This window comes from Kribbella sp. NBC_01505 (assembly GCF_045040285.1).
Taxonomy (GTDB): Bacteria; Actinomycetota; Actinomycetes; order Propionibacteriales; family Kribbellaceae; genus Kribbella.
Window position 1 is genome coordinate 561820 of sequence record NZ_CP109425.1, and the last position, 23063, is coordinate 584882.

Annotated in this window: 23 protein-coding genes; 6 read left to right on the forward strand and 17 right to left on the reverse strand. The window is 68.5% G+C overall.

Annotated features, from left to right (window positions below; genetic code table 11):
• Nucleotide 1: 1 nt before the first annotated feature.
• The 3 genes from cydD to OG474_RS02405 are packed head-to-tail and all read right to left on the reverse strand — an operon-like array spanning nt 2 to nt 4034.
• Nucleotides 2-1627, reverse strand: a complete 1626-nt coding sequence (gene cydD, locus OG474_RS02395; protein ID WP_405060505.1) for a thiol reductant ABC exporter subunit CydD — start codon at nt 1625-1627, stop codon at nt 2-4.
• A complete protein-coding gene (gene cydB / locus OG474_RS02400; RefSeq protein WP_405060506.1) occupies nt 1624-2607 on the reverse strand; it encodes a cytochrome d ubiquinol oxidase subunit II in 984 nt (327 codons plus the stop codon). The genes cydD and cydB overlap by 4 nt, the downstream gene beginning before the upstream one ends.
• Nucleotides 2608-2618: 11 nt before the next feature.
• Nucleotides 2619-4034 carry a cytochrome ubiquinol oxidase subunit I gene (locus OG474_RS02405; RefSeq protein ID WP_405060507.1) on the reverse strand — a complete coding sequence of 472 codons (1416 nt, stop codon included), beginning with the start codon at nt 4032-4034 and terminating at the stop codon, nt 2619-2621.
• 81 nt (nt 4035-4115) lie between these two features.
• On the opposite strand from OG474_RS02405, the gene OG474_RS02410 reads away from it, so the two are divergent.
• Together OG474_RS02410 and OG474_RS02415 are read left to right on the forward strand one after the other, a co-directional pair.
• Nucleotides 4116-4502 carry a BlaI/MecI/CopY family transcriptional regulator gene (locus OG474_RS02410; RefSeq protein ID WP_405060508.1) on the forward strand — a complete coding sequence of 129 codons (387 nt, stop codon included), beginning with the start codon at nt 4116-4118 and terminating at the stop codon, nt 4500-4502.
• Nucleotides 4499-5404, forward strand: coding sequence for a M56 family metallopeptidase (locus OG474_RS02415; protein WP_405060509.1), 906 nt, complete (start codon nt 4499-4501; stop codon nt 5402-5404). Before OG474_RS02410 ends, OG474_RS02415 begins: the two co-directional genes overlap by 4 nt.
• A 28-nt stretch (nt 5405-5432) precedes the next feature.
• On the opposite strand, the gene OG474_RS02420 is transcribed toward OG474_RS02415, so the two are convergent.
• A complete protein-coding gene (locus OG474_RS02420) occupies nt 5433-6698 on the reverse strand; it encodes an MFS transporter (RefSeq protein ID WP_405060510.1) in 1266 nt (421 codons plus the stop codon).
• Between the two features lie 128 nt (nt 6699-6826).
• Between OG474_RS02420 and OG474_RS02425 the strand changes: the two genes are divergently transcribed.
• Complete coding sequence (locus tag OG474_RS02425; RefSeq protein ID WP_405060511.1) at nt 6827-8524, forward strand: aldehyde dehydrogenase family protein; 1698 nt, start codon at nt 6827-6829, stop codon at nt 8522-8524.
• 3 nt (nt 8525-8527) lie between these two features.
• Here OG474_RS02425 and OG474_RS02430 read toward each other — a convergent pair whose 3' ends face one another.
• Both OG474_RS02430 and OG474_RS02435 read right to left on the reverse strand, forming a co-directional pair.
• Nucleotides 8528-9454 carry a LysR substrate-binding domain-containing protein gene (locus tag OG474_RS02430; protein ID WP_405060512.1) on the reverse strand — a complete coding sequence of 309 codons (927 nt, stop codon included), beginning with the start codon at nt 9452-9454 and terminating at the stop codon, nt 8528-8530.
• Between the two features lie 34 nt (nt 9455-9488).
• Nucleotides 9489-10514: an SGNH/GDSL hydrolase family protein gene (locus tag OG474_RS02435; RefSeq protein WP_405060513.1), complete on the reverse strand. Its 1026-nt coding sequence runs from the start codon at nt 10512-10514 to the stop codon at nt 9489-9491.
• 132 nt (nt 10515-10646) lie between these two features.
• On the opposite strand from OG474_RS02435, the gene OG474_RS02440 reads away from it, so the two are divergent.
• Nucleotides 10647-11471 (forward strand): sphingomyelin phosphodiesterase, encoded by an 825-nt coding sequence (locus OG474_RS02440; RefSeq protein WP_405060514.1) that lies wholly within the window; start codon nt 10647-10649, stop codon nt 11469-11471.
• On the opposite strand, the gene OG474_RS02445 is transcribed toward OG474_RS02440, so the two are convergent.
• From OG474_RS02445 to OG474_RS02465, 5 genes are all read right to left on the reverse strand, one after another.
• Nucleotides 11464-12012, reverse strand: a complete 549-nt coding sequence (locus tag OG474_RS02445; RefSeq protein ID WP_405060515.1) for a dihydrofolate reductase family protein — start codon at nt 12010-12012, stop codon at nt 11464-11466. The genes OG474_RS02440 and OG474_RS02445 overlap by 8 nt on opposite strands.
• A 164-nt stretch (nt 12013-12176) precedes the next feature.
• Entirely contained in the window at nt 12177-13268 is a 1092-nt protein-coding gene (locus OG474_RS02450) for a threonine aldolase family protein (protein ID WP_405060516.1), read from the reverse strand.
• Between the two features lie 33 nt (nt 13269-13301).
• On the reverse strand, nt 13302-13982 hold the full coding sequence (locus OG474_RS02455) for an anti-sigma factor family protein (protein WP_405060517.1): 681 nt from the start codon (nt 13980-13982) through the stop codon (nt 13302-13304).
• Entirely contained in the window at nt 13979-14509 is a 531-nt protein-coding gene (locus tag OG474_RS02460; protein WP_405060518.1) for a sigma-70 family RNA polymerase sigma factor, read from the reverse strand. Before OG474_RS02460 ends, OG474_RS02455 begins: the two co-directional genes overlap by 4 nt.
• A gap of 37 nt (nt 14510-14546) precedes the next feature.
• Nucleotides 14547-15056 carry a hypothetical protein gene (locus OG474_RS02465; protein WP_405060519.1) on the reverse strand — a complete coding sequence of 170 codons (510 nt, stop codon included), beginning with the start codon at nt 15054-15056 and terminating at the stop codon, nt 14547-14549.
• A gap of 80 nt (nt 15057-15136) precedes the next feature.
• Here OG474_RS02465 and OG474_RS02470 point away from each other — a divergent pair, with 80 nt between their 5' ends.
• Nucleotides 15137-15460: a nuclear transport factor 2 family protein gene (locus tag OG474_RS02470; protein WP_405060520.1), complete on the forward strand. Its 324-nt coding sequence runs from the start codon at nt 15137-15139 to the stop codon at nt 15458-15460.
• Here the strand turns inward: OG474_RS02470 and OG474_RS02475 are convergent.
• From OG474_RS02475 to OG474_RS02495, 5 genes are all read right to left on the reverse strand, one after another.
• Entirely contained in the window at nt 15450-16418 is a 969-nt protein-coding gene (locus tag OG474_RS02475) for a zinc-dependent alcohol dehydrogenase family protein (protein ID WP_405060521.1), read from the reverse strand. The genes OG474_RS02470 and OG474_RS02475 overlap by 11 nt on opposite strands.
• Nucleotides 16415-17440, reverse strand: coding sequence for an alcohol dehydrogenase (locus OG474_RS02480; RefSeq protein ID WP_405060522.1), 1026 nt, complete (start codon nt 17438-17440; stop codon nt 16415-16417). Before OG474_RS02480 ends, OG474_RS02475 begins: the two co-directional genes overlap by 4 nt.
• A gap of 73 nt (nt 17441-17513) precedes the next feature.
• The gene (locus tag OG474_RS02485; RefSeq protein WP_405060523.1) at nt 17514-18080 is read right to left on the reverse strand and encodes a TetR/AcrR family transcriptional regulator; all 567 of its coding nucleotides are present in this window, start codon (nt 18078-18080) and stop codon (nt 17514-17516) included.
• A gap of 40 nt (nt 18081-18120) precedes the next feature.
• Complete coding sequence (locus OG474_RS02490; protein ID WP_405060524.1) at nt 18121-18525, reverse strand: type II toxin-antitoxin system VapC family toxin; 405 nt, start codon at nt 18523-18525, stop codon at nt 18121-18123.
• Nucleotides 18522-18794 carry a type II toxin-antitoxin system Phd/YefM family antitoxin gene (locus OG474_RS02495; protein WP_405060525.1) on the reverse strand — a complete coding sequence of 91 codons (273 nt, stop codon included), beginning with the start codon at nt 18792-18794 and terminating at the stop codon, nt 18522-18524. The genes OG474_RS02490 and OG474_RS02495 overlap by 4 nt, the downstream gene beginning before the upstream one ends.
• 205 nt (nt 18795-18999) lie before the next feature.
• On the opposite strand from OG474_RS02495, the gene OG474_RS02500 reads away from it, so the two are divergent.
• Entirely contained in the window at nt 19000-19449 is a 450-nt protein-coding gene (locus OG474_RS02500; protein WP_405060526.1) for a ricin-type beta-trefoil lectin domain protein, read from the forward strand.
• A 47-nt stretch (nt 19450-19496) separates the two neighbouring features.
• Here OG474_RS02500 and smc read toward each other — a convergent pair whose 3' ends face one another.
• Nucleotides 19497-23045, reverse strand: coding sequence for a chromosome segregation protein SMC (smc, locus tag OG474_RS02505; protein WP_405060527.1), 3549 nt, complete (start codon nt 23043-23045; stop codon nt 19497-19499).
• Between the last annotated feature and the right edge of the window lie 18 nt (nt 23046-23063).

Below are 23063 nucleotides of genomic sequence, written 5' to 3' on the forward strand. Positions count from 1 at the left end.
CTCATGCGGGCACCAGCTCTCGGTCTGCGACTACGACGGTTCGGTCGGCGGCCGCGATCAGGGCGGGGCGGTGCGCGACCATCAGGACGGTCCGGCCCGTTGCCCGTAGGCCGGCGACAATCGCTGCCTCGGCCTCGGCGTCTAGGCCGGCGGTCGGCTCGTCGAGTAGCAGCACCGGCGCGTCTGTCAGTAGTGCGCGCGCCAGGGCGACCCGCCGCTGCTGGCCGCCTGACAGCAGTTGGCCACGCTCGCCCACTGCCTTGTCCAGCTCCAACTCACTGGCACCCGCAGACAGCAGCGCCAGCCGCACGTCGTCGTCGGAGGCCGCCGGCCGCCCGAGCCGGACGTTGTCCGCGATAGTCCCCATCCGCAGCCCCGGCCGCTGTGGCACCCAGGCGAACTGCCGCCGCCATTCGCTCGGCTCGAACTCGTCGGCCGCACTCCCACCGACCACCACCACACCCCGCTCCGGCACGACGAACCCGAGCAACACCGCAAGCACTGTCGACTTCCCAGCACCGCTGGCTCCGGTAAGCGCGACCACCTCGCCCGGCCGGACCTCCAGATCGAATCCGTCGAGCACCGGCTCCGGACGTCCCGCATACCGCACGGTCACGTCATACAGCTGGAGTGTCGTCGTCCGCAGATCCGGTACGTCGGTCCGCTCGCCCCGCCCCGGCAGCGGCGTCTCGAGCACCCGGAACACCTCCTCGCTGGCAGCAACGCCATCCGCACTCGCGTGGAACTGCATGCCGACCTGCCGCAGCGGCAAGTACGCCTCGGGCGCGAGGATCAACACCATCAACGCGGTCTCCAGCCCGAGGTGCCCCTCGATCAGCCGGAGCCCAACCCCGACCGCCACCAGCGCGACCGAGATGCTGGCCAGCAACTCCAGCGCGAACGACGACAGGAACGCGACCCGCAGGCTGCTCATCGACGCGACCCGGTGCCGATCGGTGACTCGCCGTACGGCGTCCTGCTGGGCCTTCGCGCGGCCGAACAGCTTGAGTGTCGGCAGACCGGTCACCACATCCGTGAAGTGATGCGCGAGCACCCCCAACGCCCGCTGGCGCCGCTTGCTGTGCGCCTGAGTCGCCCAGCCGATCAGCGCCATGAAGATCGGGATCAGCGGCAGCGTGACCACCACGGTCCCGGCAGCGATCAGGTCACCTGTCGCCATCCAACCGATCACACCGGCCGGGACTGTTGCCGCGAGCACCAATTGCGGCAGGTACCGCGCGAAGTACGGGTCGAGGTCGTCGAGCCCCTTGGTCAGCAGCGTGGTCAGCGCACTGCTGCGCTCACCGCTCAGCCAGACCGGTCCGAGCTTCAGCGAGTGCTCGAGCACCTGCCGCCGCAGAGTGGACTTCACAGCAGCCGCAGCCCGCTGTGCGACCACCTCCTGCAGCCACAGCAGCCCGGCCCGCCCCGCAACAACCGCAGCCAACGCCCAGGCAACCCCAGTGACGTCCTCACCGCGCAGCACCACGCCAGCGATACCGCGGGCGAGCAGGACTGCTTGGACGACGATCAGCACCCCACTGGCGATGCCGATCAGCACCGACGCCACCAGGAAGGCCCGGGCCGCCTTGGCCCGGCGCAGCAACCGTGGATCGAGGGGCTTCATGCCACCACGACCCGCTTGCGGAAGACCCAGTACGTCCACCCTTGGTAGAGCAGCACCAGCGGCGTGAAGATGGCCGCGATGATCGTCAGGATCTTCAACGTGTACGCCGTCGACGCCGCCTCGACCGCGGTCAGTGTCGACTGAGGATCCAGCGTGGACGGGATCACCACCGGGAAGAGCGCGGCGAACAACGACACCACGGCCAGCCCGGTAGCAACTGCCGTCCCGGTGAAGGCCCAGCCCTCCCGGCCGAAGCGGTTGGCCACCAGACCGCTGACGAAGGCCAGCGCCGCGGCAGCGGCCACGATCGCCGAGCCGGTGTCTCCACGCAGCGCCTGCGCCCACCAGAGGAAGGCGATGGCGAGCGCTGCCGTCACAATCCCGAGCCGCGCGGCCAACCGGTTCGCCCGCTCTCGCAGCACGCCGTCGGTCCGCAGCGCGAGGAAGATCGCGCCATGGGTGACGAACACCGCCACGAAGGTCACCCCGCCCAACAACGCGAACGGCCCGAACAGATCCCCCAGACTCCCCACGAACTCATGCGAGCTATCCAGCGGTACGCCGCGGACCAGGTTGGCGAAGGTGATCCCCCAAAGGAACGCCGGCACCACCGAGCCGACGGTGATCAGCGTGTCCATCCGCCCGCGCCACTCCAGATCCGCACGCTTCCCGCGGTACTCCAGGGCGACCCCGCGCAGGATCAGCGCGACCAGGATCGCGAACAGTGGCAGGTAGAACCCGCTGAACAGCGTCGCGTACCACTCCGGGAACGCAGCGAAGGTGGCCGCACCGGCCATCACCAGCCAGACCTCGTTGCCGTCCCAGACCGGACCGATCGTGGTGATCGCGGCCCGGCGCTCGGGCTCGTCCCGGCCGATCACCCGCAGCAGCGCGCCGACCCCGAAGTCGAAACCCTCCAGCACGAAGTAGCCCGTCCACAGCCCCGCGATCACGAGGAACCAGACAGTCGTGAGCTCCATCAGTCAGCCCTTCAGTACGCGAACGAGAGCGGTTCGGCGGCCGGTTCGGAGTCGTCCGGCGCCGCGCCTGGCGTCGGGCTGTCGGTCCCGGCCAGGCCACCCCGGATGGTGCGCAGCATCAACTTCACCTCGACCACCGCGAGCACGCCGTACAGGACGGTGAAGCCGACCAGCGAGGTGATCACCTCAGCCGCGGTAGTGCCTGGTGAGACTCCCGAGGCCGTCGGCAGCAGCCCGAAAACCAGCCACGGTTGCCGGCCTGTCTCGGTGAAGATCCAGCCGAAGCAGTTCGCCACGAGTGGCAGCAGGGGCAGCGGGGCGACCACCCAGATCAGCCACTTCGCCGGAGCCCGGCCCTTCCTAGTTGCCCAGAGCAACCACAACGCGATCGCCCCGGCGGCCATCCCGACCCCGATCATCAGCCGGAAGGTCCAGTAGGCGAGCGGCACGTTCGGGCTGTAGGAGCCCGGTCCGTAGAGCGTCTCGTACGCCTGCTGCAACGAGTTGATCCCCTTCACCTCGCCGTCGAGATGACCGGTGCCGAGGAACGAGAGCAGATACGGCACCTTGATCGAGAAGATCTCCTTCGAGCCGTCCAGCGTGCCGATCGTGAAGACCGAGAACGAGGCCGGCTTCTCGGTCTCGTACAGCGCCTCCGCGGCCGCCATCTTCATCGGCTGCACCTCGGTCATCACCTTGCCCTGCTGGTCGCCGCTGATCGCGACACCGGCACTGGCCGCGAGCACGATCACCGCGCCGATCTTCAGCGCCGTCCGGAACACCTCGCGGTCGACCGACGGCCGCCGCAGCAGGTGCCACAGCGCGACCGCGGCGACGAACGCCCCGCCGACCATGAACGCGGCGAAGATCGTGTGTGGATAGGTGACGAGCACGACCTTGTTGGTGAGCACCGCCCACAGGTCGGTCAGCTCGGCCCGGCCGCGCTCGGCGTTGTAGCGGAAACCGACCGGGTTCTGCATCCAGGAGTTGGCGGCGAGGATGAAGTACGCCGAGAGCTGGGTGCCGAGCACGACCATCCAGATGCAGCCGAGGTGCACCAGCTTCGGCAGCCGCTCCCAGCCGAACATCCACAACCCGATGAAGGTCGACTCGAGGAAGAACGCGAGCAGCCCCTCCAGCGCCAGCGGCGCGCCGAACACGTCGCCGACGAAGCGCGAGTAGTCGCTCCAGTTCATCCCGAACTGGAACTCCTGGACGAGGCCGGTGACGACGCCCATCGCGATGTTGATCAGGAACAGCTTCCCGTAGAACTTGGTCAGCCGCAGGTACTTCTCCTTGCCGGTCCGATACCACGCGGTCTGCAGGCCGGCGGTGATCGCGACCAGCGAGATCGTCACCGGCACGAAGAAGAAGTGGTACACGGTGGTGACGGCGAACTGCCACCGGGCCAGATCCAGGGTGTCCACGAGACCCTCCAGAACACATCTACGACGTTACGTAGTAGATCGTAGCGCGGATCTACTACAACGCGTAGTTATACTGGTCACGTGACCAGTGAGGAGAAGGCCCCGCGACCGCTCGGCGACCTCGAGCGGATCGTCATGGAGCAGCTCTGGGCGGCGCCGGATGCGCTCACCGTCCGCAAGGTGTACGAGCAGGTCTCCACCACTCGCGATCTGGCCTACACGACCGTGATGACGGTGCTCGACCGGTTGCAGAAGAAGAATCTGACCGAGCGCGAGCGCGACGGAAAAGCCTGGCGCTACAAGGCCGCGGCGCCTCGCGAGGAGATGGCCGCCGACCTGATGCGGGACGCATTGGATCGCGCCGGCGACCGCCGCGAGGCTCTGGTCCGGTTCGTCGACCAGGTCAGTGACGAGGAAGCCGCGCTGCTGCGAGAGGCGCTGGCCAAGTTGGAGGAGAGGGAGGGGTGATCACCCCGGTTCTGCTCGCCGCACTGGCCCTGGTGCTCACCGGACCGGCGCCGGCCCTGCTGGCACGTTCCTCCTGGCCCTACCGCATCCCCCGCGCCGCGGTCGCGCTCTGGCAGGCGATCGCGCTGGCCGCCGTACTGGCTGCCATTGGCGCGGGCATTGCGCTGTCCTACTCCACAGCGGGTCAGCCGGGGAAGCCACGCTTCGACCCGTCGTCGCCACGCGACCTCCTGGCCGCAGCGATCCTCGCCATGACCGCACTGGTTGTGCTGCGGCTGCTGTGGGCGACCGGGAAGGTCGCGGTCGGCACCCGGACCCGACGAAAACGGCACCGCGACCTGGTCGATGTGCTGGCCACACCGGACGGCCTGATCCCCGGACTGCGTGTCCTGGCTGAAGAAACGCCGCTCGCCTACTGCCTACCTGCCATCAGCGGGCACCGCGTGGTCGTCTCGGTCGGTGCACTCGACCGACTCGACGACACCGAGCTCAAGGCAGTCCTCGCTCATGAGCAAGCACATCTGCGCGCACGGCACGATCTGGTCCTGGAAGCCTTCACCGCACTGCACGCTGCCTTCCCGCGCTGGGTTCGCAGCGAGGTAGCGCTCGACCAGGCCCGGACCCTCGTCGAGCTCCTGGCCGACGACGACGCCCGCCGCCGCAACGGTCCACGTCCACTGGCCAGAGCCCTGGTCGCACTGGCCGGCTCCCCGGCACCCGAAGCCGCTCTGGCTGCGGCCAAATCGTCCACCGTGCTGCGCGTGCAACGCCTCGCCGACCCGGAGCCCGGCAGCACAGCTCTCGCCGTCGGCACCTACACCGTCGCCGCGCTACTCCTGGTCGTCCCCACCATCACCGTCGCCGCCCCGATCGTGAAGGCCATCGTCAACGCCGTCAGCTAACCGCACGGCACGGCGCAGGTCGTCGCCACTAGGCGACGCTCTTGATCGGCATCACCAGGAAGGCGGCCGCCAGCCCGGCGAAGAACGACGCCAGGAACAGGGTCGGGAAGCCGAACGAGTTGATCAGCCACCCACCGGCCCCGGCCGCGAAGACGTAAGGCAGCGAGTTCGCGATCTGGATGACGCCAAGATCCTTGCCGCGGTCCTCAGCGTGCGGCAGCACCTGGGTGACCAGGGCCTGGTCGACCGACAGATAAGCGCCGTAGCCGAGCCCCAGGATCGCAGCGCCGACAATCGCCGCCGGCATCTGCGGCACGAAAGCGAACAGCAACGCCGCAGAACCCTGAAGGACCGAGGCGACAACCACCATCCGCTTGCGCTTGCCCGACCGGTCGGAGCGACGACCCGACGGCACTGCGATGACGACCACGGCAACCGTGTAGATCAAGATCAGGATCAACGTGCCGTTGTCGGGATCGGTGTGTACCTCATCCTTGAGGTACTGGTACAGGAAGATCTGCGCCAGCGCATTCGACAGCTGGATCATGAACCGTTGCCCGAAGGCCCAGGCGAAGTCCGCGTGCTTGAGCGGCGCGACGACACCGACCACGATCGCCTTGAGATCGAACGGCGGCCGCTCGCGGCGCTCGAGCGGAATCCCCCGCGTGTACAAGGCGAACGGAAGCACCAGCACAAACATCAGCACCGCGAGACCGACGTACGCGTCGAGGATCCCGGTCAGCAGCAACGTCAGCACTACAACGCCCGCGACCGGTCCGACCGATTGCGCGACCCCTTGGTAGCCGGAGATGGTCGCCCGCTGATTCACCGGCACCTCATCCGGTACGGCGGTCTGCAGCGCGACGCTGACCGCGGCGTACCCGACCTGGAACACAGCCCAGCCGAGGACGATGCCCAGTACGCCGTGCTGCAGCCCCTGGAAGACGAACGCGACCGCGGCCAGCGCCGTACCGTAGAGCACCCACGGCTGACGCCGTCCGCGGCGATTGAGCGTCCGGTCCGAGAAGGCACCGGCCAGGATCGAGACGACGACCGTGACCAGCGCCGCCACGAGGTTGGCCAGGCTCTGCGCGGAGACCGCGGCCGAGCTGACATTGTCGGTGACCTCGTTGGTATGGCGCGGCAGCAGCACCTGCTGAGTGGCGAAGTACGCCATGAAGATGCCGAAGTTCGCCAGCGTCCAGTACCGAGCCCAGTACGCCGGCACCCGGGCAACCGGTTCAGCCAGCGCCGAGGTCCGGGGCTGGTTCGGCCCGATGTCGGTGTCCGCCATCCCATGAGGGTGCGGCAACCAACCCCACAAGGGAAACACCCAATCCGGTATTGCCTACAACCAATACGTTGTCAGTGGCACCGCCACTGACTGTTTCTCTCCCGGTGATGAGCTGCCTACGATGTGGCATGGACACCGTGGCACTCGACCAAGCGATCGGCGACGTGACCGAGGCCAAGGACCGGTGGGCCACGCTGCCGATCGCCGGCCGGCTCGACTACCTGAACCGGATCCGGACCCTCGTGGCCGGACGGGCGGACGCCTGGATCGCGCTGGCAGCGCAGGCCAAGGGGCTGCGCCAGGACTCTCCACTGCTCAACGAGGAGTGGCTGGGTGGCCCGTACGCCGTACTGACCTGGATCAACGCGGTCACCGAGACGCTGCAGGCCCTCGACGCCGGCACCGACCCGCTGCGTGGATCCAAGGTGAGCGAGCGCGCTGACGGACAGACCGTGGTCCGGGTCGCACCGCACGACTTCAACGAGTGGCTGCTGCTGAACGGCTTCAGCACCGAGGTGTGGATGCAGCCAGGCGTCACGCCCGCCAACGTCCGCGACAGCCTCGGAAGCACGTACCGCGGACCGCGGTCAGCCGGCCAGGTCGCGCTGGTGCTCGGCGCCGGGAACGTCTCCTCGATCGCGCCGCTCGACCTGCTGTACAAGCTGTACGCCGACAACGAGGTCGTCGTCTGCAAGCTGAACCCGGTCAACGACTACCTCGGACCGACGTTCGAGGAGATCTTCGCGCCGCTGATCGAGGACGGGTACGTCCGGTTCGTGAACGGCGGCGCCGACGTCGGCGAGTACCTCTGCACGCACGCGGGCGTCGACACGATCCACGTGACCGGCAGCGAGCGCACCCACGACGCGATCGTGTACGGCGTCGGTCCGGAGGCCGCGGCCCGTCGCGAACGGGACGAACGCGTCAACCCGAAGCCTGTCTCCGCGGAGCTCGGCGGTGTCGGGCCGACGATCGTCGTACCGGGTCCGTGGTCGCCCGCCGACATCGCCTTCCAGGCCGAGCACATCGCGACGCAGAAGCTGCAGAACAGCGGCTTCAACTGCATCGCCGCTCAGGTCCTGGTGCTCCCTGAGGGCTGGGAGCACACCGAGGCCCTGATCGCGGCTGTCCGGAGTGCACTCGAGCGCGCCGAGGAGCGACCGGCCTACTACCCCGGTGCCGACGACCGCAGGCAGGGTGCCACCGACGCCTACCCGCAGGCGGAAGCACTCGCCGGCAACCGCACGCTGGTGACCGGTGTCGACGCCACGGATCCGAAGGCCTATGCGTTCACGAACGAGTTCTTCGCGCCGGTGCTCGCGACCACAACACTGCCCGCCGAGTCGGCTGCTGCGTTCCTGGAGCTGGCGGTGACGTTCGCGAACGAGCAGCTGCACGGCACGCTCGGGGCCAACATCCTCATCCACCCGCGGACCATCCGCGAGCTCGGTCCGAAGCTCGACGACGCGGTCGCCGCGCTGCGGTACGGCACGATCGCGATCAACGCCTGGACCGGTGTCGGGTACCTCAGCCCACGCGCGACCTGGGGCGCGTTCCCCGGTCACACGCCGGACGACGTGCAGAGCGGGATCGGCGTCGTACACAACGCACTGCTCTTCGACCGGCCGCAGAAGACCGTCGTCCGCGCGCCGTTCACGCCCTTCCCCCGCTCGATCACCGCAGGCGAGCTGGCGATGTCACCGCGGCCGCCGTGGTTCGTCAGCAACAAGACCGCGCTGACCACGGCCGAGCGGCTCACTCGCTTCGCCGCGGACGGCAAGCTGGGCAGGCTCCCCGGCATCCTGGCGTCGGCGATGCGCGGCTGAGGTCTACACGAACGGTTGCTCGATCCGGGCAACCAGTTCGGTCTCGCGGTCCCGCACCTCGGCGGCGACCTGCAGAAAGTGATCGACCAGTACGCCGCGCTCCGCGACCCGCCAGCCCAGCGCGACCGCCGTACCGGTGATGTCGTCGATCGGGATGACGCGGACGCCGCTGTGCGGGGTGTAGCGCGCCGCCGCCGCGGCGGTCACGGTCACCGCCAGACCGGCCGCGACGATCTCCAGCTCCTCGGTGTGGGTGTTGGTGCTGCGGACCCGGGTCACGGGCTTTCCGGCCCGGTAGTCCTCGAGCGACCAGAACCGGCGGTACACGCCGTCGGTCGAGCGGCCCATCGCGATCGGCTCGTCGAGCACCTCGCCGACCGACACCACCGATCGCTGCGCCAGCCGGTGGTTCGCCGAGACCCCGATGCATCGCGGCTCCACGAACAGCTCGCTGAACTCGAGCCCGTCGTCGACCATCGGCGGCCGCACGATCGCGACATCCGCCCAGCCGTCGACGAGCCCCGCGGACGGATCGGAGAGCGGGTACTCGCGCAGGTCGAGCTCGATGCCCGGGTAGCGCCGGCCGAACTCCTCGACGATCGGCGCCGTCAGCTCCAGCGCGGCGCCCACTCCGAAGCCGACCCGCAACGTACCGGTCTCGATCCGCGTCGCCCGGCGCACGTCCTCGACGACACCGTCGAAGATCGCCAGGATCTTGCGGGCCGCCACCAGGAACTCCTCGCCCGCGGCCGTCAGCGCGACCCGCCGGGTGCTCCGCGTCAGCAGCGGCGCGCCGACCTCCCGCTCGAGCTCCTGGAGCTGTTTGGACAGCGCCTGTTGCGCGATGAAGAGCCGGGCGGCCGCACGGCTGAAGTGCAGTTCCTCGGCGAGTACGACGAAGTAGCGGAGTTTCCGCGTCTGGACATCCACAACCCGGTCAGTGTAGATCCGACCGGGCGGGCGGTCACCGCCCGATCGGTGCGAGCTCCATCCGGTGCGCGAGCTGCTGCGGGGTCAGCGCCGTACCGTGGCTGGTCCGCGGCGCCACCGGCCGCGTGTCGGCCGCACCGGCCGGGGCCCCGGAGAGCACGTTGTAGATGATGCTCGCGATGCCCTCCATGCCTTCCTCGAACGGGTGGTACGAGACCGCCTGCAGAAGATTGGTGTACTGGCCGTTGACCCAGGCCGCATCACCGGCGCAGGCATCGTGACCGAGCGACGGTGCGTAGGTGTCGACGTACGTCGCGCCCTTCGCCTTCGCAGCCTTGGACAGCGCGGCGTTCAGGGCCCGCTCGACCTGATCGAGGTAGCGATAGTCGCCGTCGGCGAACGGCATCACGCTCGGACAGTAGCCGGTCGGCGGCAGCAGGCGCGGGTAGCCGATCACCAGGATCTTGGCCCCCGGGGAACGCTTGCGCGCGCCCGCGACCACGCGCTCGACGTTCTTCTCCGTCTGGGCGACCGCGGCCAGCAGGGTGTCGACGCCGTTCACGGTGTAGTGCTTCTTGCACGGCGCCCCGGTCGGGTCCGAGCTCCGGTACGTCGGGCAGTCGTACACGAGATGGCCGAAGACGCCGGCGTCGTTGCCGCCGATGCCGATCGTGACGAGGTCGGTGTCCAGGGTCAGCGCATCGAACTGCGGTGGCTCGGTGGTGAGCGGGATCGAGGCGTCCGGCACGGTCTGCGGCTGAGTCATGTGGGCCGTGGTGGCCGATGAGCAGCTGACGTCCTCGAAGGCACCCGAGGTGTAGTAGATCCCCAGCTTGGTCGCGAGCCACGACGGGTAGTTGTTGTTCGAGCGGAAGCACCAACTGGCCGACTGCCACGGGATCAGCGGACCGGCCGTGAAGGAATCACCCAACGCCACATAGTGGTTGACGACGGGGACCTTCGCTGGGGGTGCCGCCTCGGCCGGCACCGTCGTGAAAGCCAGCAGGGTCAGGACAGTCGCAGCGAGCGCGGGCAGGCGGCGCGATTTCGGACTGGGCATCAAGGTGGCCTCTCGTCGGCGTTCTTTCGACGCTAAGCCCAAGCTCCGGTCCGGAATAAACACCTGTCTTCGCCCTGACCCACAACACATTTGTTGTGAGCGTCCAGCGCTCCGGTCTGCGAGTCTGGCGGCATGACCGAGGGCCTGACACTGATCACATACAACATCCTGCAACTCCCGCTGTTCGGCTCCCCGCGCCGAGCGACGTTGGCCGCGCAGGTCCTCGACGACGCCGACGCCGATGTCGTCGTACTCAACGAAGCCTTCAACCGGCCGGCCAGGCAGCTGGTCCAGGGGCTCAGCAGTCGTGGGTACGCCGTCACGCCGGAGGTCGGGCGCACTCATCGGGACTGGACGAGTTCCTCCGGCCGGGACCGGCGTTGGGACACGCTGACCGGCGGCGGCATCTATGTCGCCAGTCGGTTCCCCGTCCTCGAGCAACACCAGCACCGCTACCGCGCCCGCAAGCCACTGACCTCGGACGCCCTGTCGAAGAAAGGCGCCGCTCTGGTCGCCCTGCAGACGCCGGTGGGCCGGCTCTGGGTTGCTGCGACCCATCTGCAGGCTGATGAACGTGGCTCCCACCACGCCGTACGAATGCAGCAGCTGGACGAGCTACGCCACTTCGTCGCCAGTACGGCGGGAGCCGGTGAACCGGTGCTCGTCGTCGGCGACCTCAATGTCGAGTACTACGCGGACGGCCGTCCCAGCCCGGAACTCGCCGAAGCCGAACGCACCCTCGGCGGCACGATCATCGCCGGCCCCATCCACGAGCCCACCTTCGACGGAAGCCTCAACCGGGTGCTCCCCAACCGCTACCGCTCCTATCGCAACGTCCTGGACTACATCGGCAGCATCGGTCCGAGCCTGCAGATCGCCACGCGAACCCGCACCGACGAGAAGGCCCGCGACGCATCCGACCACTTCCCGGTGCAAGCGACCGTGACGATCAGATAGCCGGCCGGTAGCGCATCAGTACGCCGTTGCCCGCCCAGGGGCGTGCCTCGATCAGCTCGAGTGCCAGCTGCTGATCGGGAAAGACAGGCCGGCCCGCACCGATCAGGACCGGGCAGACGCGCAGCTGGATCTCGTCGACCAGTCCGGCAGCGAGGAGCGAGTGGAAGAGCGAGATGCTCCCCCACAGCACGATGTCCTTGCCGTCCTCCGCCTTCAGCGCGCGGATGGCATCGAGGTCACGCACCACGGTCGCTGGCTCGTGCGGTCCCCACGGGGCCTCCGCAAGGGTCGTCGAAACGACCACCTTGCGGAGCGCGTTCAGCAAAGGCGCGATCGGCTCCTCGGCCGCGGACGCCGTCGGCCAGAAGCCGATGAACAGCTTGTACGTCGCGGCTCCGAGCACCATCGTGTCGACCCGCTCGAACGTCGCCCGGTCGTCGGCCTCGTGCTCACCGACTGTCGTGAAGAACGGCGTCTCGCCGGCCGCGTCGGCGGCGTACCCGTCGAGTGTGACGTACTCCTGAAAGATGAGTTGTCTCATCTCAGGCAGGCTAGCGCTACCCGAAGTGTTTGCCCTCACCTCGCGCGACCGCGAGCAGGACCAGACCGGCCAGCACCAGCAGAACAACCATGGTTACAACGAACGTCAGCACTTCTCTCCCCGACTTCCCCACAAGATCCCCAGCATCTACCGAGTGGACGATCTCAGCCGCGCAAAAGTTCCCCGAAGGCCTTGGTGATCTCGGCCACTGACCACTGCAGGGTGTGCGGGGTGACGACCAGTTCGGTCCACGACCAACCGGGGACGTCGGCCGGCTGCCAGCCCCAGCAGATCGACTCGCGGGTCCGCTCCATCCGATCGACCGAGGCGACCTCGATGGCCTCGGTATCGCGCGGTGCGTAGAGCTGGAACGAGTTGGTGTGCGGAGTCTCCGGCACGATCCGGTAGCCCTCGCCCTGCAGCCCCTTCGCGATTTCTCCCGCTCGCTCGTACAGGTCGTCCATCAGCGGCAGGACTGTCCGCAGCCCCTCGCGCGCGGCAACGGCGTACGGGAGCATCGTGTAGAGGTTGCCGCCGAGGCGTCGCTGCCAGCGCCGGGTCTCGGCGATCACGTCCTCCGGCCCGGCCAGGACCGCACCGGCCAATCCACCGAGCACCTTGTAGAACGACACGTACACCGAAGTGGCCAGCGCGGAGATCTCCGCCAGACTGTGTCCCAGGTACGGCGTGCTCTCCCACAGCCGCGCGCCGTCCAGATGCAGCGGTACGCCGCGCTCGGCGCAAGCCGCCGCGAACACCACCAGCTCGTCCCAGGTCGGAAGCAGGTAGCCGGGCTCGCGCAGCGGCAGTTCCAGCGTCACTGCGGCGAGTTTGCCCGGGATCGCGGCCAGCTCGTCCGGCCGGGGCTGCCGTGGGTCAGAGGTCAGCCGCTCGATCCGGAGCTGGTGCACCTCCTCCAGAGCGTTCAGCTCGTGCACCAGGAGGTGGGACTGGCCATGGACTGCGACCCGCTTACTGCCGGAGCGATCGGCGTACACGCGGAGGACGCTCTGCTGCGCCATGATGCCGGTCGGCATGAACACCGCGGCCGGCTTGCCCAGCAGCTCGGCGACCTCCTGCTCCACGGCCTCGATGTCGCCACCGTGACCGTAGCTGTCGTACTGCTCCTCAGTGGCCGCCTCCGCCAATCGCCGCAGTCGCTCCGGCGCCGGAACCCAGGCCTGGGAGAGCCAGCGATCACAGTTCGCGCCGGCGGACTTGCGACGGTCTTGGAGGTCGTCTGCGGAGGTAGTCACTGCTCCATCCTCTCGTGACGCCGCAAGCAGATTTCAGATCGTGGTGGTCACGACATGGTCGCCCTGCACGGTCTTGATCTCCACCGACTGCACCTGGTCCGGTCGCACCAGCACGCCACCGCCGAAGCGGCTTCCGTCCTGCGCAGCCTTGTCCGAGACCAGCCAGCTTCCCGCGGTCCACGCCTTACCGGCCTTGTCGGTCACGATCATCACGCACTCCGCACCAGGCTTCAGACCCGCGATCTGCACCCGCACCCACGTCCAGCCCTCGCGAGGCTCAACAGTGGTCGTCATCGTCGTACCGGTCGCCGCATCTGCCGCCGTGACCTGCTTGGAGCCCGGAACAGGCGCATCGGCCTGGTCAACAGTCTGCCGACCGATCAGTACGCCGCCACCCAGCACACCGGCCACCACGACGACCGCGGCCGCCACCAGCAACCATGTCTTCCGCTTCTTCGGCGCCTGCACCTCGGGCTGCGGTTGCCGCACCGCACGGAGGGTGCGCTGCAGCAGCAGGTCCCCGTCCTCGGGCGGTCCGTCCAGGAACGCCTCCGGCGGCACCTCGCCGAGGAACTCCTTCATCTCCTCGAGCTCTGTCAGCTCCGCCCGGCACTCGGCACAGGTGGCCAGGTGCTCGTCCACCTCCTGGCTCTCGGCAGGATCCAGCGCACCCAGGGCATAGGCACCCAGCTGCGACTGGTCGTGCTCACTCATCGGGCCACCTCCCCGTTGTTCCCGGCCATCACCGCGCGCAGAGCTCGGAGGGCGTAGTACGTTCTCGATTTCACGGTACCCGGCGGGACGCCGAGCTCTTTGGCCGCCTCGGCTACCGAACGGCCCCGGTAGTACAGCTCGACCAGCACTTCACGATGCTCGGGCGAGACCTGGTCCAACGCGCCCAGCACCACCATGGTGTTCACCACCGAGTCGGAGTGGTCCCGCTCCACCGGAGGCTGGTCGACCACGTCGGCAACCTCGATAGGCCGGGCTGCTCGCGCTCTGGCCCGGTCGGTGACGATGTTGCGCGCCACTGTCAGCAGCCAGCCCCGCACCGAGCCTTTGGTCTGGTCCAGATCATCAGCATGCTTCCACGCCCGGACCAGCGTTTCCTGTACGACGTCCTCCGCCGCGGCCCGGTCGCCCGTCAACCGGGTCGCATACGCGAGCACGCTCCGGCCGTGTTCGGCGTACAGGAAACGGACGAACGTCTCGGCCGCATCCTGACCCTGGTAGGCACCCACCGTCGGAACGATAGCGGGTGCCCAGCCGGGGAAATACTCAGTAGCCGGAATTGCCATCGCTCGACGGCTGAGTGGTGATCTTCTTGCCGTCCGGACCGACGACCCACCAGACCCCGCCGACTGCCTGGCCCTTGGTGTCTCCGGCCTTGGCGTCATTGGCGAACAGGTAGACCGGCAGTCCGCCGACCGCCAACTGCTTGCTGCCGTCGGAGCGGGTGATCGTGGAGACCTCCACCCCGTCCAGCTTCGGAGTGCTGTCACCGGCCGCCACCACCGGCCACTTGGCCAGACAGTCCGTCTCACAGTTGGACTTGCCGGTCGTGTCCTTGTCGAACACGTACACCGTCCGACCATTGCCGTCGACAAGGATCTTGCCGAGGCCGCTGTCCGCGGTCTTCAGCTCGCCGGCCGCCTGCGTCGTACTGCCACTGGTACTGCCGCTCGTGCTGCCGCTCGCGTTGCTGTCCGCGCCTTTGTCGTCACCACAAGCAGTCAACGCACCGAGCCCCAGCACGATCGCTCCCACTACACCGGCCACACGCCTCATCAGGTCCTCCTCGTCATGTCCCTTGAACACCTGCCATACGTGCCGATGCCGCAGGTGGTTCAACGGCTATCGTCGGCAGCATGAGCCAAGAGATTCCGGCCGCGGTCCAGCGTGCGCTCACCGCGATCGACGAGCAGGACAACGCTGCTTTCGTGGCAGCCTTCGCCACCGACGGGTACGTGGACGACTGGGGCCGCCAGTTCCGTGGACCCGACCAGATCCGGTCCTGGAGCACCAACGAGCTGATCGGCAAGCGGGCCACGTTCACCGACACTCAGGTCTCCACACCGGGCAATCCGATCACCCTGGTCACCCAGGTGGGTGGCGACGGGTTCAACGGCCCGTCGCACTTCACCTTCGATGTGCTGGGCGATCAGATCGCCTCGATGACCATCACGGCCTGAGCAGAACCTTGCCCTTCCGCCCCGGCTGCTGGGAGTGCTCCACAGCCTTGGCGTACTCCGCCACCGGGTAGACCGCTTCCACTCGGTGCTGCAGCACCCGGTCCACGGTCAGCTGGGCCAGAGCGTCGTACGTCTGCTGGATCTCGCTGACCGGAGCCTGCTCCAGCCAGTTCGGGATCCACAGACCGCGCAGCTGGAGCTGACGGTAGATGTGGTCGCCAAGGCCAACTGCGGGCGTCTGGCCGGTCACGGACGAGTAGCTGACCACAGTGCCGCCGAACGTGGCCCACTGGGCCAGTGCGCCGACTGTTGCGTCCCCTGCTCCGTCGAGCACCAGCTCGAAGCGGTCCGTCCCCAGTGCGGACCGGATGCGGCCCGACAGGTCATCCCCATCGACCAGTACGACGTCGGCCTGCAGTCCCTCCGCCGCCTCCGGCCGCCGTACGACGGCCAGGGTCTTGTAGCCGGCGTGCTTGGCCAGTGCGATGACGTACTGACCCACTGCGGAGTTTCCGAGGTTCAGCCCGACCCAGTCCCCCGGCTTCAGGTCGACGAACTTCGTCAGCGCCAGGTGCGCGGTCAGCGGGTTCGTGCCGAGCATCGCCAGCTGCAGCGGGTCACCCTCATCGGTGATCGGTACGACGTTCGCCGCCTTCACGACGACCTCGTCGGCCCACGTGCCCTGCTCGTAGTTCGGCTTGATCAGCACGCGGCGTCCGTGCAGACTCGCGTCGGCCGCGCTGCCCACCTGCGTCACCCGACCGATCCCCTCGGTACCGAGGTCGAACGGCGTCTCGATCTGGTAGCCATAGTTGCCGCTGGCAAGCATCGAGTCGACCGGGTTGATCGTGGCCACCTCGATCGCCACCACCACGTCGTCCGGGCCGAGGGTGCCGGCTCCGGTCTCCAGGACCGCGTTGTCGAGCAGCTCGCCCCGTGCCTTCAGTACTACCTTCATCGTGCTGCTCCTGTCGTGAGAACCATCCGGAACCGGGCCGCGCCGGACATCATCCGGTCGTAGGCGCCGGCGGCCTGCTCGAGCGGGACCCGCTCGACCATCGGCCGGACATCGTGGGCGAGGGCGAACGCCAGGTTCTCCTCGTTCTCGCTCGGGGTGCCGGTCAGCGACCCCTCGATCGACCGGCCGCCGAAGATCAGCGAACCGGTGGTGACCTCGATCGGGTCGGCGGCCGCACCGACGACGATCAACTTGCCGCGCAGGCCGAGTCCGTCGACCAGCGGTGTCATCGACGCGCCGCTGGCCGCGGTCGCGACGATCACCTGGGCGCCGCCGAGCTCCTGCAATGCCTTGCCCGGGTCCACCACCGAGCTGTCGATGTAGTCGGTCGCACCCAGCTTCAGTGCCAGCTCGCGCTTGTCCTCGCCACGAGCGATCGCAACCACGCGCAGACCCAGCTTGGCGGCGTACTGGATAGCGAGGTGGCCAAGACCACCGATGCCCTGGACGGCCACCAGGCCACCCGGCCGAGCCGCACCCTTGCGCAGCCCGTTGAAGACGGTGATGCCGGCGCAGAGCAGCGGCGCAGCCTCGGCCGCATCCCACTCATCCGGTACGGCGACCAGTCCGCTCGCCGGGGCGGTCAGGTACTCGGCGTACCCGCCGTCGATGGTGTCGCCGGTGACCGGCTGGTTCGTGCAGTAGACGAACTCGCCCTGCCGGCAGTTCTCGCAGACACCGCAGTGCCCGGCGAGGAAGCCGACGCCGACCCGCTGGCCGACGGCCCAGGTCTCGACCCCGGTGCCGACCTCGTCGATCCACCCGACCACCTCGTGGCCCGGGACGATCGGCGTACCGGCGGAGCGGCTGCCGTTCAGGTTGTGCACACCCAGGACGTCGCTGTGACAGACGCCGCAGGCCTCCACCCGGATCCGGACCTGACCGGCGCCGGGCGCTGACAACTCGCGCTCTACCTGCGTGAAGGCTCCGTCGAGAGCCTCGATCGCGCGATAGGTAGTCATGATTCTCCTCTAAGACGGTCGGTCATCTTGGAATGGTCAAAACAAAACCGTCCCCGTGCGAGGACGGCTGAAATCAGGCCAGCAACGCGTCGAACGTGACCGCGAAGAAGACCTCGAAGGCCTCGGGCGACTTGTCCGCCCGGGCCCGCAGCAACGTGCCTTCCCAGGCGCTCGTCAGGTAGTACGCCGCCTGATGCGGATCGAGCGCCGTACGGATCGAGCCCTCGGCCTGGCCCTGCGCGATCGCCTCGGTCAGCACGTCCGCCCAGTAGTCCCAGTTGCCCTTGACCCGCTTCCGCAGCGGCTCACTGTGGTCGACGACCTCGGCCCCGAAGTTCCCGAACATGCACCCCTTGGTGAACTCCGGCAGCTCGTCCCGCAGAAACTCGAAGTGCCGGCGCATCCGCTCCACCGGCGGCACCGAGCGATCGCCCAGCTCCCCCATCCGCCGAGTGTCGCCGTACCGCTCCAACGCCACCTCGGCCAGCGCTTCCTTGCTCTCGAAGTGGTTGTAGAACGACCCCTTCGGCACCCCCGCCCGGTCGGTGATGTCCTTCACCGCCGCCGCATTGAACCCCCGCTCCAGGAACAGCTCAACCCCTGCCCCCAGAATCTCTTCCCGCATACTCCGCCTGGCCATGTCCCCAATATGACCGGTCGTCTCAGAAATTGCAAGCCCATCACACCGACTTGACGACCAGCAGCCCTTCCAGCCCCCGGAAATCAGCCGGATTGCGGGTGTAGAGCGGGAGATCCCGACTGGATGCGATGGCAGCGACCATCAGATCCATCCGCCGCGGGCGTGGATCCCGTCCGGCGGCGATCACGAGCGACACCAGACTCCCGTACCTCGCGGCAGCGTCTCCATCGAAAGGCAACGGATCGAACTCAGCCACCGCCGCTCCGAGCACCTCGGTCCGAGCCGCCCTGCTGAAGGGATCCTTCGCCATCGCGACGCCCTGATGCAGCTCGGCGAGCGTGACCGCGGTCAGCTCCGGATACTCCGGAAGATCACTCAGCTCCAACACCGGGAGGTCGATATAGGTACAGGTGTCGAGTACGCCGGCGGCCCGCCGCTCGGTCACTCCTGCTCCCACGGATCGTCATCCCCCACGCGATCCTCGGACCCGAAGAACTCGTCCGCCTCTTTCCGCATCGCGGCAGCGTCGACCCGAGGGAGGCGCCGATGCCTCGCCAGCAGTTCCTCGGTGGTGGGCTGACGCCGCTTGGTGAGCGGGCGCAACTCGGCGACCTCCGTACCGTTCCTGGTGATGTGATAGGTCTCGCCGGCCTCGACGGCATCCATCACCGCCGCCGACTGATTGCGGAACTCGCGCTGAGTGATGATCTTCATAGCCCCAAGCGTAGCCCTATGAGACACAGCGCGCTACGGGCCTACGGGTGTCGACCGACGTCGAATGGCCTAGAACGATTCGTTGCCGCCCGGCGGAAGGCGTGCCTGAATGTTGCCCGTCGACGGCCGCTGAGCGGCCATCGTTGCTGCGCAACCGAAAGGACACCTCGTGCCCCTCCCCAGAACAATTCGCCAGGTACTCGCGATGGCTGTCGCCGCGGTCGCCGCGGTGGTCATCGCCGTCACCCCGGCCTCCGCCGCGGGCTCGACCTTCCTGATCGTCAATCAAGGCTCCGGCAACGGATGCCTCGACCTGACCTCGTACGACTACGGAACAGCTGTGCTCGCACGATGCGACGGCAATGTCCGCAGCCAGTACTGGTACCTGACGAACATCGGGCAGATTGCCAACGGCGGAGGCAACAATGTCTGTCTGTCTCTCGAAAGCGCCTCGTACGAAAACGGCACCAAGGCGATAGTGACCCCCTGTGACGGCCGGCAAAGCCAGATCTGGGACATCGAGCGCACTGGCACGATCCGCAATGTCCACAGCATCAACGGCTGCATCCAGTTCGCTGGATACACCAACCGCACGCCCGCCACCCTGACCAGATGCGCCCTTGGCGACAACCACCAGCAGTGGCGGCTCTCGTAGGTCGACGCCAGAGAGGCTGAGGTACGGCGGGCCTGGACCGGCGTCGGCTAGGCCGGTTCGGGTTCGCGGATGCGTTGGGAGATGACGGCGGAGACGCCGTCGCCGCGCATGGTGACGCCGTAGAGGGCGTCGGCTACCTCCATGGTGCGCTTCTGGTGGGTGATGACCAGGAGCTGGCTGTTCTCGCGGAGCTCTTCGTAGAGCTCCAGGAGGCGGCCGAGGTTGGTGTCGTCGAGGGCCGCTTCGACCTCGTCGAGGATGTAGAAGGGCGAGGGGCGGGCCTTGAAGAGGGCGACCAGGAAGGCGACCGCGATCAGGGAGCGCTCGCCGCCCGACAGCAGCGACAGGCGCTTGACCTTCTTGCCGGGCGGACGGGCCTCGACGTCGATGCCGGTCGCGAGCATGTCGTTGGGGTCGGTCAGGATCAGGCGGCCTTCACCACCGGGGAAGAGCCGGCTGAAGACGTGCTGGAAGGCGATCTCGACGTCGCGGTAGGCCTCGGTGAAGACCTGCTCGACGCGGTCGTCGACCTCCTTGACGATGTCCATCAGGTCGCGGCGGGACTTGCGCAGGTCCTCGAGCTGCTCGGCGAGGAAGCGGTGCCGCTCCTCCATCGCGTCGAACTCCTCGAGCGCGAGCGGGTTGATCCGGCCCAGCTGGTTCAGCGAGCGCTCGGCGGAGCGGAGCCGCTTCTCGACCTTCGCGCGGTCGAACGGCTCGCCCTCGAGCTCCAGCGTGCCGTCGTCGCCGTCCTTGGGCAGCGGCGGGACCAGCTTGTCCGGGCCGTAGTCGTTGACGAGCGTCTCGACCGCGATGCCCAGCTCACCGAGCGCCTTCTCGTACAGCTGCTCGAGCCGCATCTTCTGCTCGGCCCGGGCCAGCGCGTCACGGTGGACGGTGTTCGTCAGCTGCTCCAGCTCGGAGCTCAGGTTGCGGCTGGCGGACCGCGCCTGCGAGAGCGCCTGCTCCCGGTCGGCCCGCTGGGCCTGGATCGCGGAACGCTCGGACGCCGCCAGCTGCAGCGAGGTCTCCAAGCGAGCCAGCACGTGACCGGTCGCGAGGTGCACGGCCTGTGCGGCCTCGGACTGCCGAGCCCGGCGAGCAGCACGGGCGATCGCACGGGCGCGCGCCTCGCGCTCCTGCCGCGCGGAACGCTCCAGCTGGTCGGCGCGACCGGACAGGGCCCGGGCCCGCTCCTCGGTCGTGCGCAGCGCGAGCCGCGCCTCCATCTCAGCCGCCCGGCCGGCCTTGGCCGCCTCGGCGAGCTGGTCGCGCGTCGACGTGTCAGGCTCGTCGCCGTCCTCGTCGAACATCTCGGCATCGTTCAGCCGCTCTTCGAGCTCGGCCAGACCGGACAGGTTCTTGTCGCGCTCGGCCTCGGCCGCGGCGATCGCCTCGGCCATCCGCTGCGCCTCGCCCCGGGACGCCTTCGCCAGCGATCCGAAGTGCGCGAGCTGCTCGGCCACCGCCGCCATCGCGGCGTCCGACTCGTGCAGCCGGGCCAGCGTGATCTCAACGGACTCCTTCTGCCGGGACCGCTCGTCCTCCATGCCGGCCAGCTCGAACCGCAGCCGCTCACTGCGCGCCGTCGCCTCGATCAGCTTCTCCGCGGCCTCATCGACCGCCGACTGCACCTCGATCAGGCTCGGAGCCGCGTCAGATCCGCCGTACGCGAAATGCGCCCCCAGTACGTCGCCCGCTCGCGTCGAGCAGGTGATATCGGGGAGGCTGCGGACCAGCGACTGGGCCGCCGGCACGTCATCGACGACCGCGACCTTGCGGAGCAGCCGGCGCAGTCCGGGGCGCAGGTTCTGCGGGCACTCGACGACATCCACGGCATACGTCGCGCCGTACGGAAGGCTCGGCCAGGTCGCGTAGTCGTCGGCCGGGGCGTCGCCCAGCAGCATCCCGGCGCGGCCGAGGTCGTGCTCCTTCAGGTGACCGACCGCGGCCAGCGCGGCCTCGGCGTGCGTCACGGCGACCGCGTCGGCGGCCTCACCGAGCGCGGCGGCGATGGCCGTCTCGTACCCGGAGCGGACGCTCAGCAGCGCCGCGACCGAACCCATCAGACCGGCGACCTGCTCAGAAGCGGCCAGCAGCGCGCCAGCGCCGTCCTTACGGTTCAGGCCGAGCTCGAGCGCCTCCTTGCGGGCGCTCAGACCGGTCCGCTCCCGCTCGGCGTCGCGCTCCTCGGCGCGCAGCTTGGCCAGCCGCTCGTCCAGCTCGTCCAGAACCGACTGAGCCGCCTCGTACTGATCGTCGAGACCGCGCTCACCGGCATCCAGCCCGGCGACCTGGGTCTCCAGGGCAGTGAAGTCGTGCTGCGCCTTGGCGGCGCGCGCCTCGGCCTCGTTCATGTTGGTGGCGAGCCGGCCGATCTCGGACTCGGCGGCGGCCGCGCGGCTCTTCAGCGCGTTCACCTGGCCGGTCAGCCGGGCCAGGCCCTCGCGACGGTCGGAGGCGGCCCGGATCAGCGCCGAGATCCGGCGGTCTTCCTCGGCCTCTTGGTTCTCCAGCACCTGGCGGCGCTCGATGGACTCGGCGAGCAGCTCGGAGTGCGCCTCGACCTCGGCCTCGATCTGGGCCTCGGTCTCGCGGACCCGGGCGGCCTCCAGCTCGAGCTCGTCGGGGTCCCGCCCGGAGCGCGGGCCGTCGTCGGCCTCGTCGTTCAGCGAACGGATCCGGTCGGCGGCGATCCGGGCGGTGCCCTTGATCTTCTCGCCGAACCCGGACAGCTGGTACCAGGTGTCCTGCGCGGCCTGCAGCGCGGGCGCGTCCTCGCGCAACGCCTCCTCGAGCTCGGCCTCCAGGTCGCGCGCCTCGCGCAACTTGGCCTCGATCTCGGTCCGGCGCTCGGTCATCCGGGCCTCGTCGGCCAGCTCGGCCTCGAGCGCGGACTGGGCCTGGACGATGTCGTCGGCGAGCAGCCGGGCGCGGCCGTCGCGGACCTCGGCCTGGATCGTCACGGCCCGGCGCGCCACCTCCGCCTGGCGTCCGAGCGGCTTCAACTGACGGCTGATCTCGGCGATCAGGTCACCGAGCCGGTGCAGGTTGCCTTCGGTGGCCTCCAGCTTCCGGATCGCCTTTTCCTTGCGCTTGCGGTGCTTCAGAACGCCGGCGGCCTCCTCGACGAAGCCGCGCCGGCCCTCCGGGGTCGCGCGCAGGATCGAGTCGAGCTGGCCCTGGCCGACGATGACGTGCATCTCGCGGCCGATACCGGAGTCGCTCAGCAGCTCCTGGACATCCAGGAGGCGGCAGCTCTGGCCGTTGATCTGGTAGTCCGAGCCGCCGTTGCGGAACATCGTCCGGCTGATCGTCACCTCGGCGTACTCGATCGGGAGCGCGCCGTCGGCGTTGTCGATGGTGAGCACCACCTCGGCGCGGCCCAGCGGCGAACGGCCGGAGGTGCCGGCGAAGATGACGTCCTCCATCTTGCCGCCGCGCAGCGACTTGGCGCCCTGCTCACCCATCACCCAGGCGAGCGCGTCGACGACGTTGGACTTGCCGGAACCGTTGGGGCCGACGATGCAGGTGATACCCGGTTCGAAGTTCATCGTCGTGGCCGACGCGAACGACTTGAAGCCGCGGAGCGTCATGCTCTTGAGATACAAAGC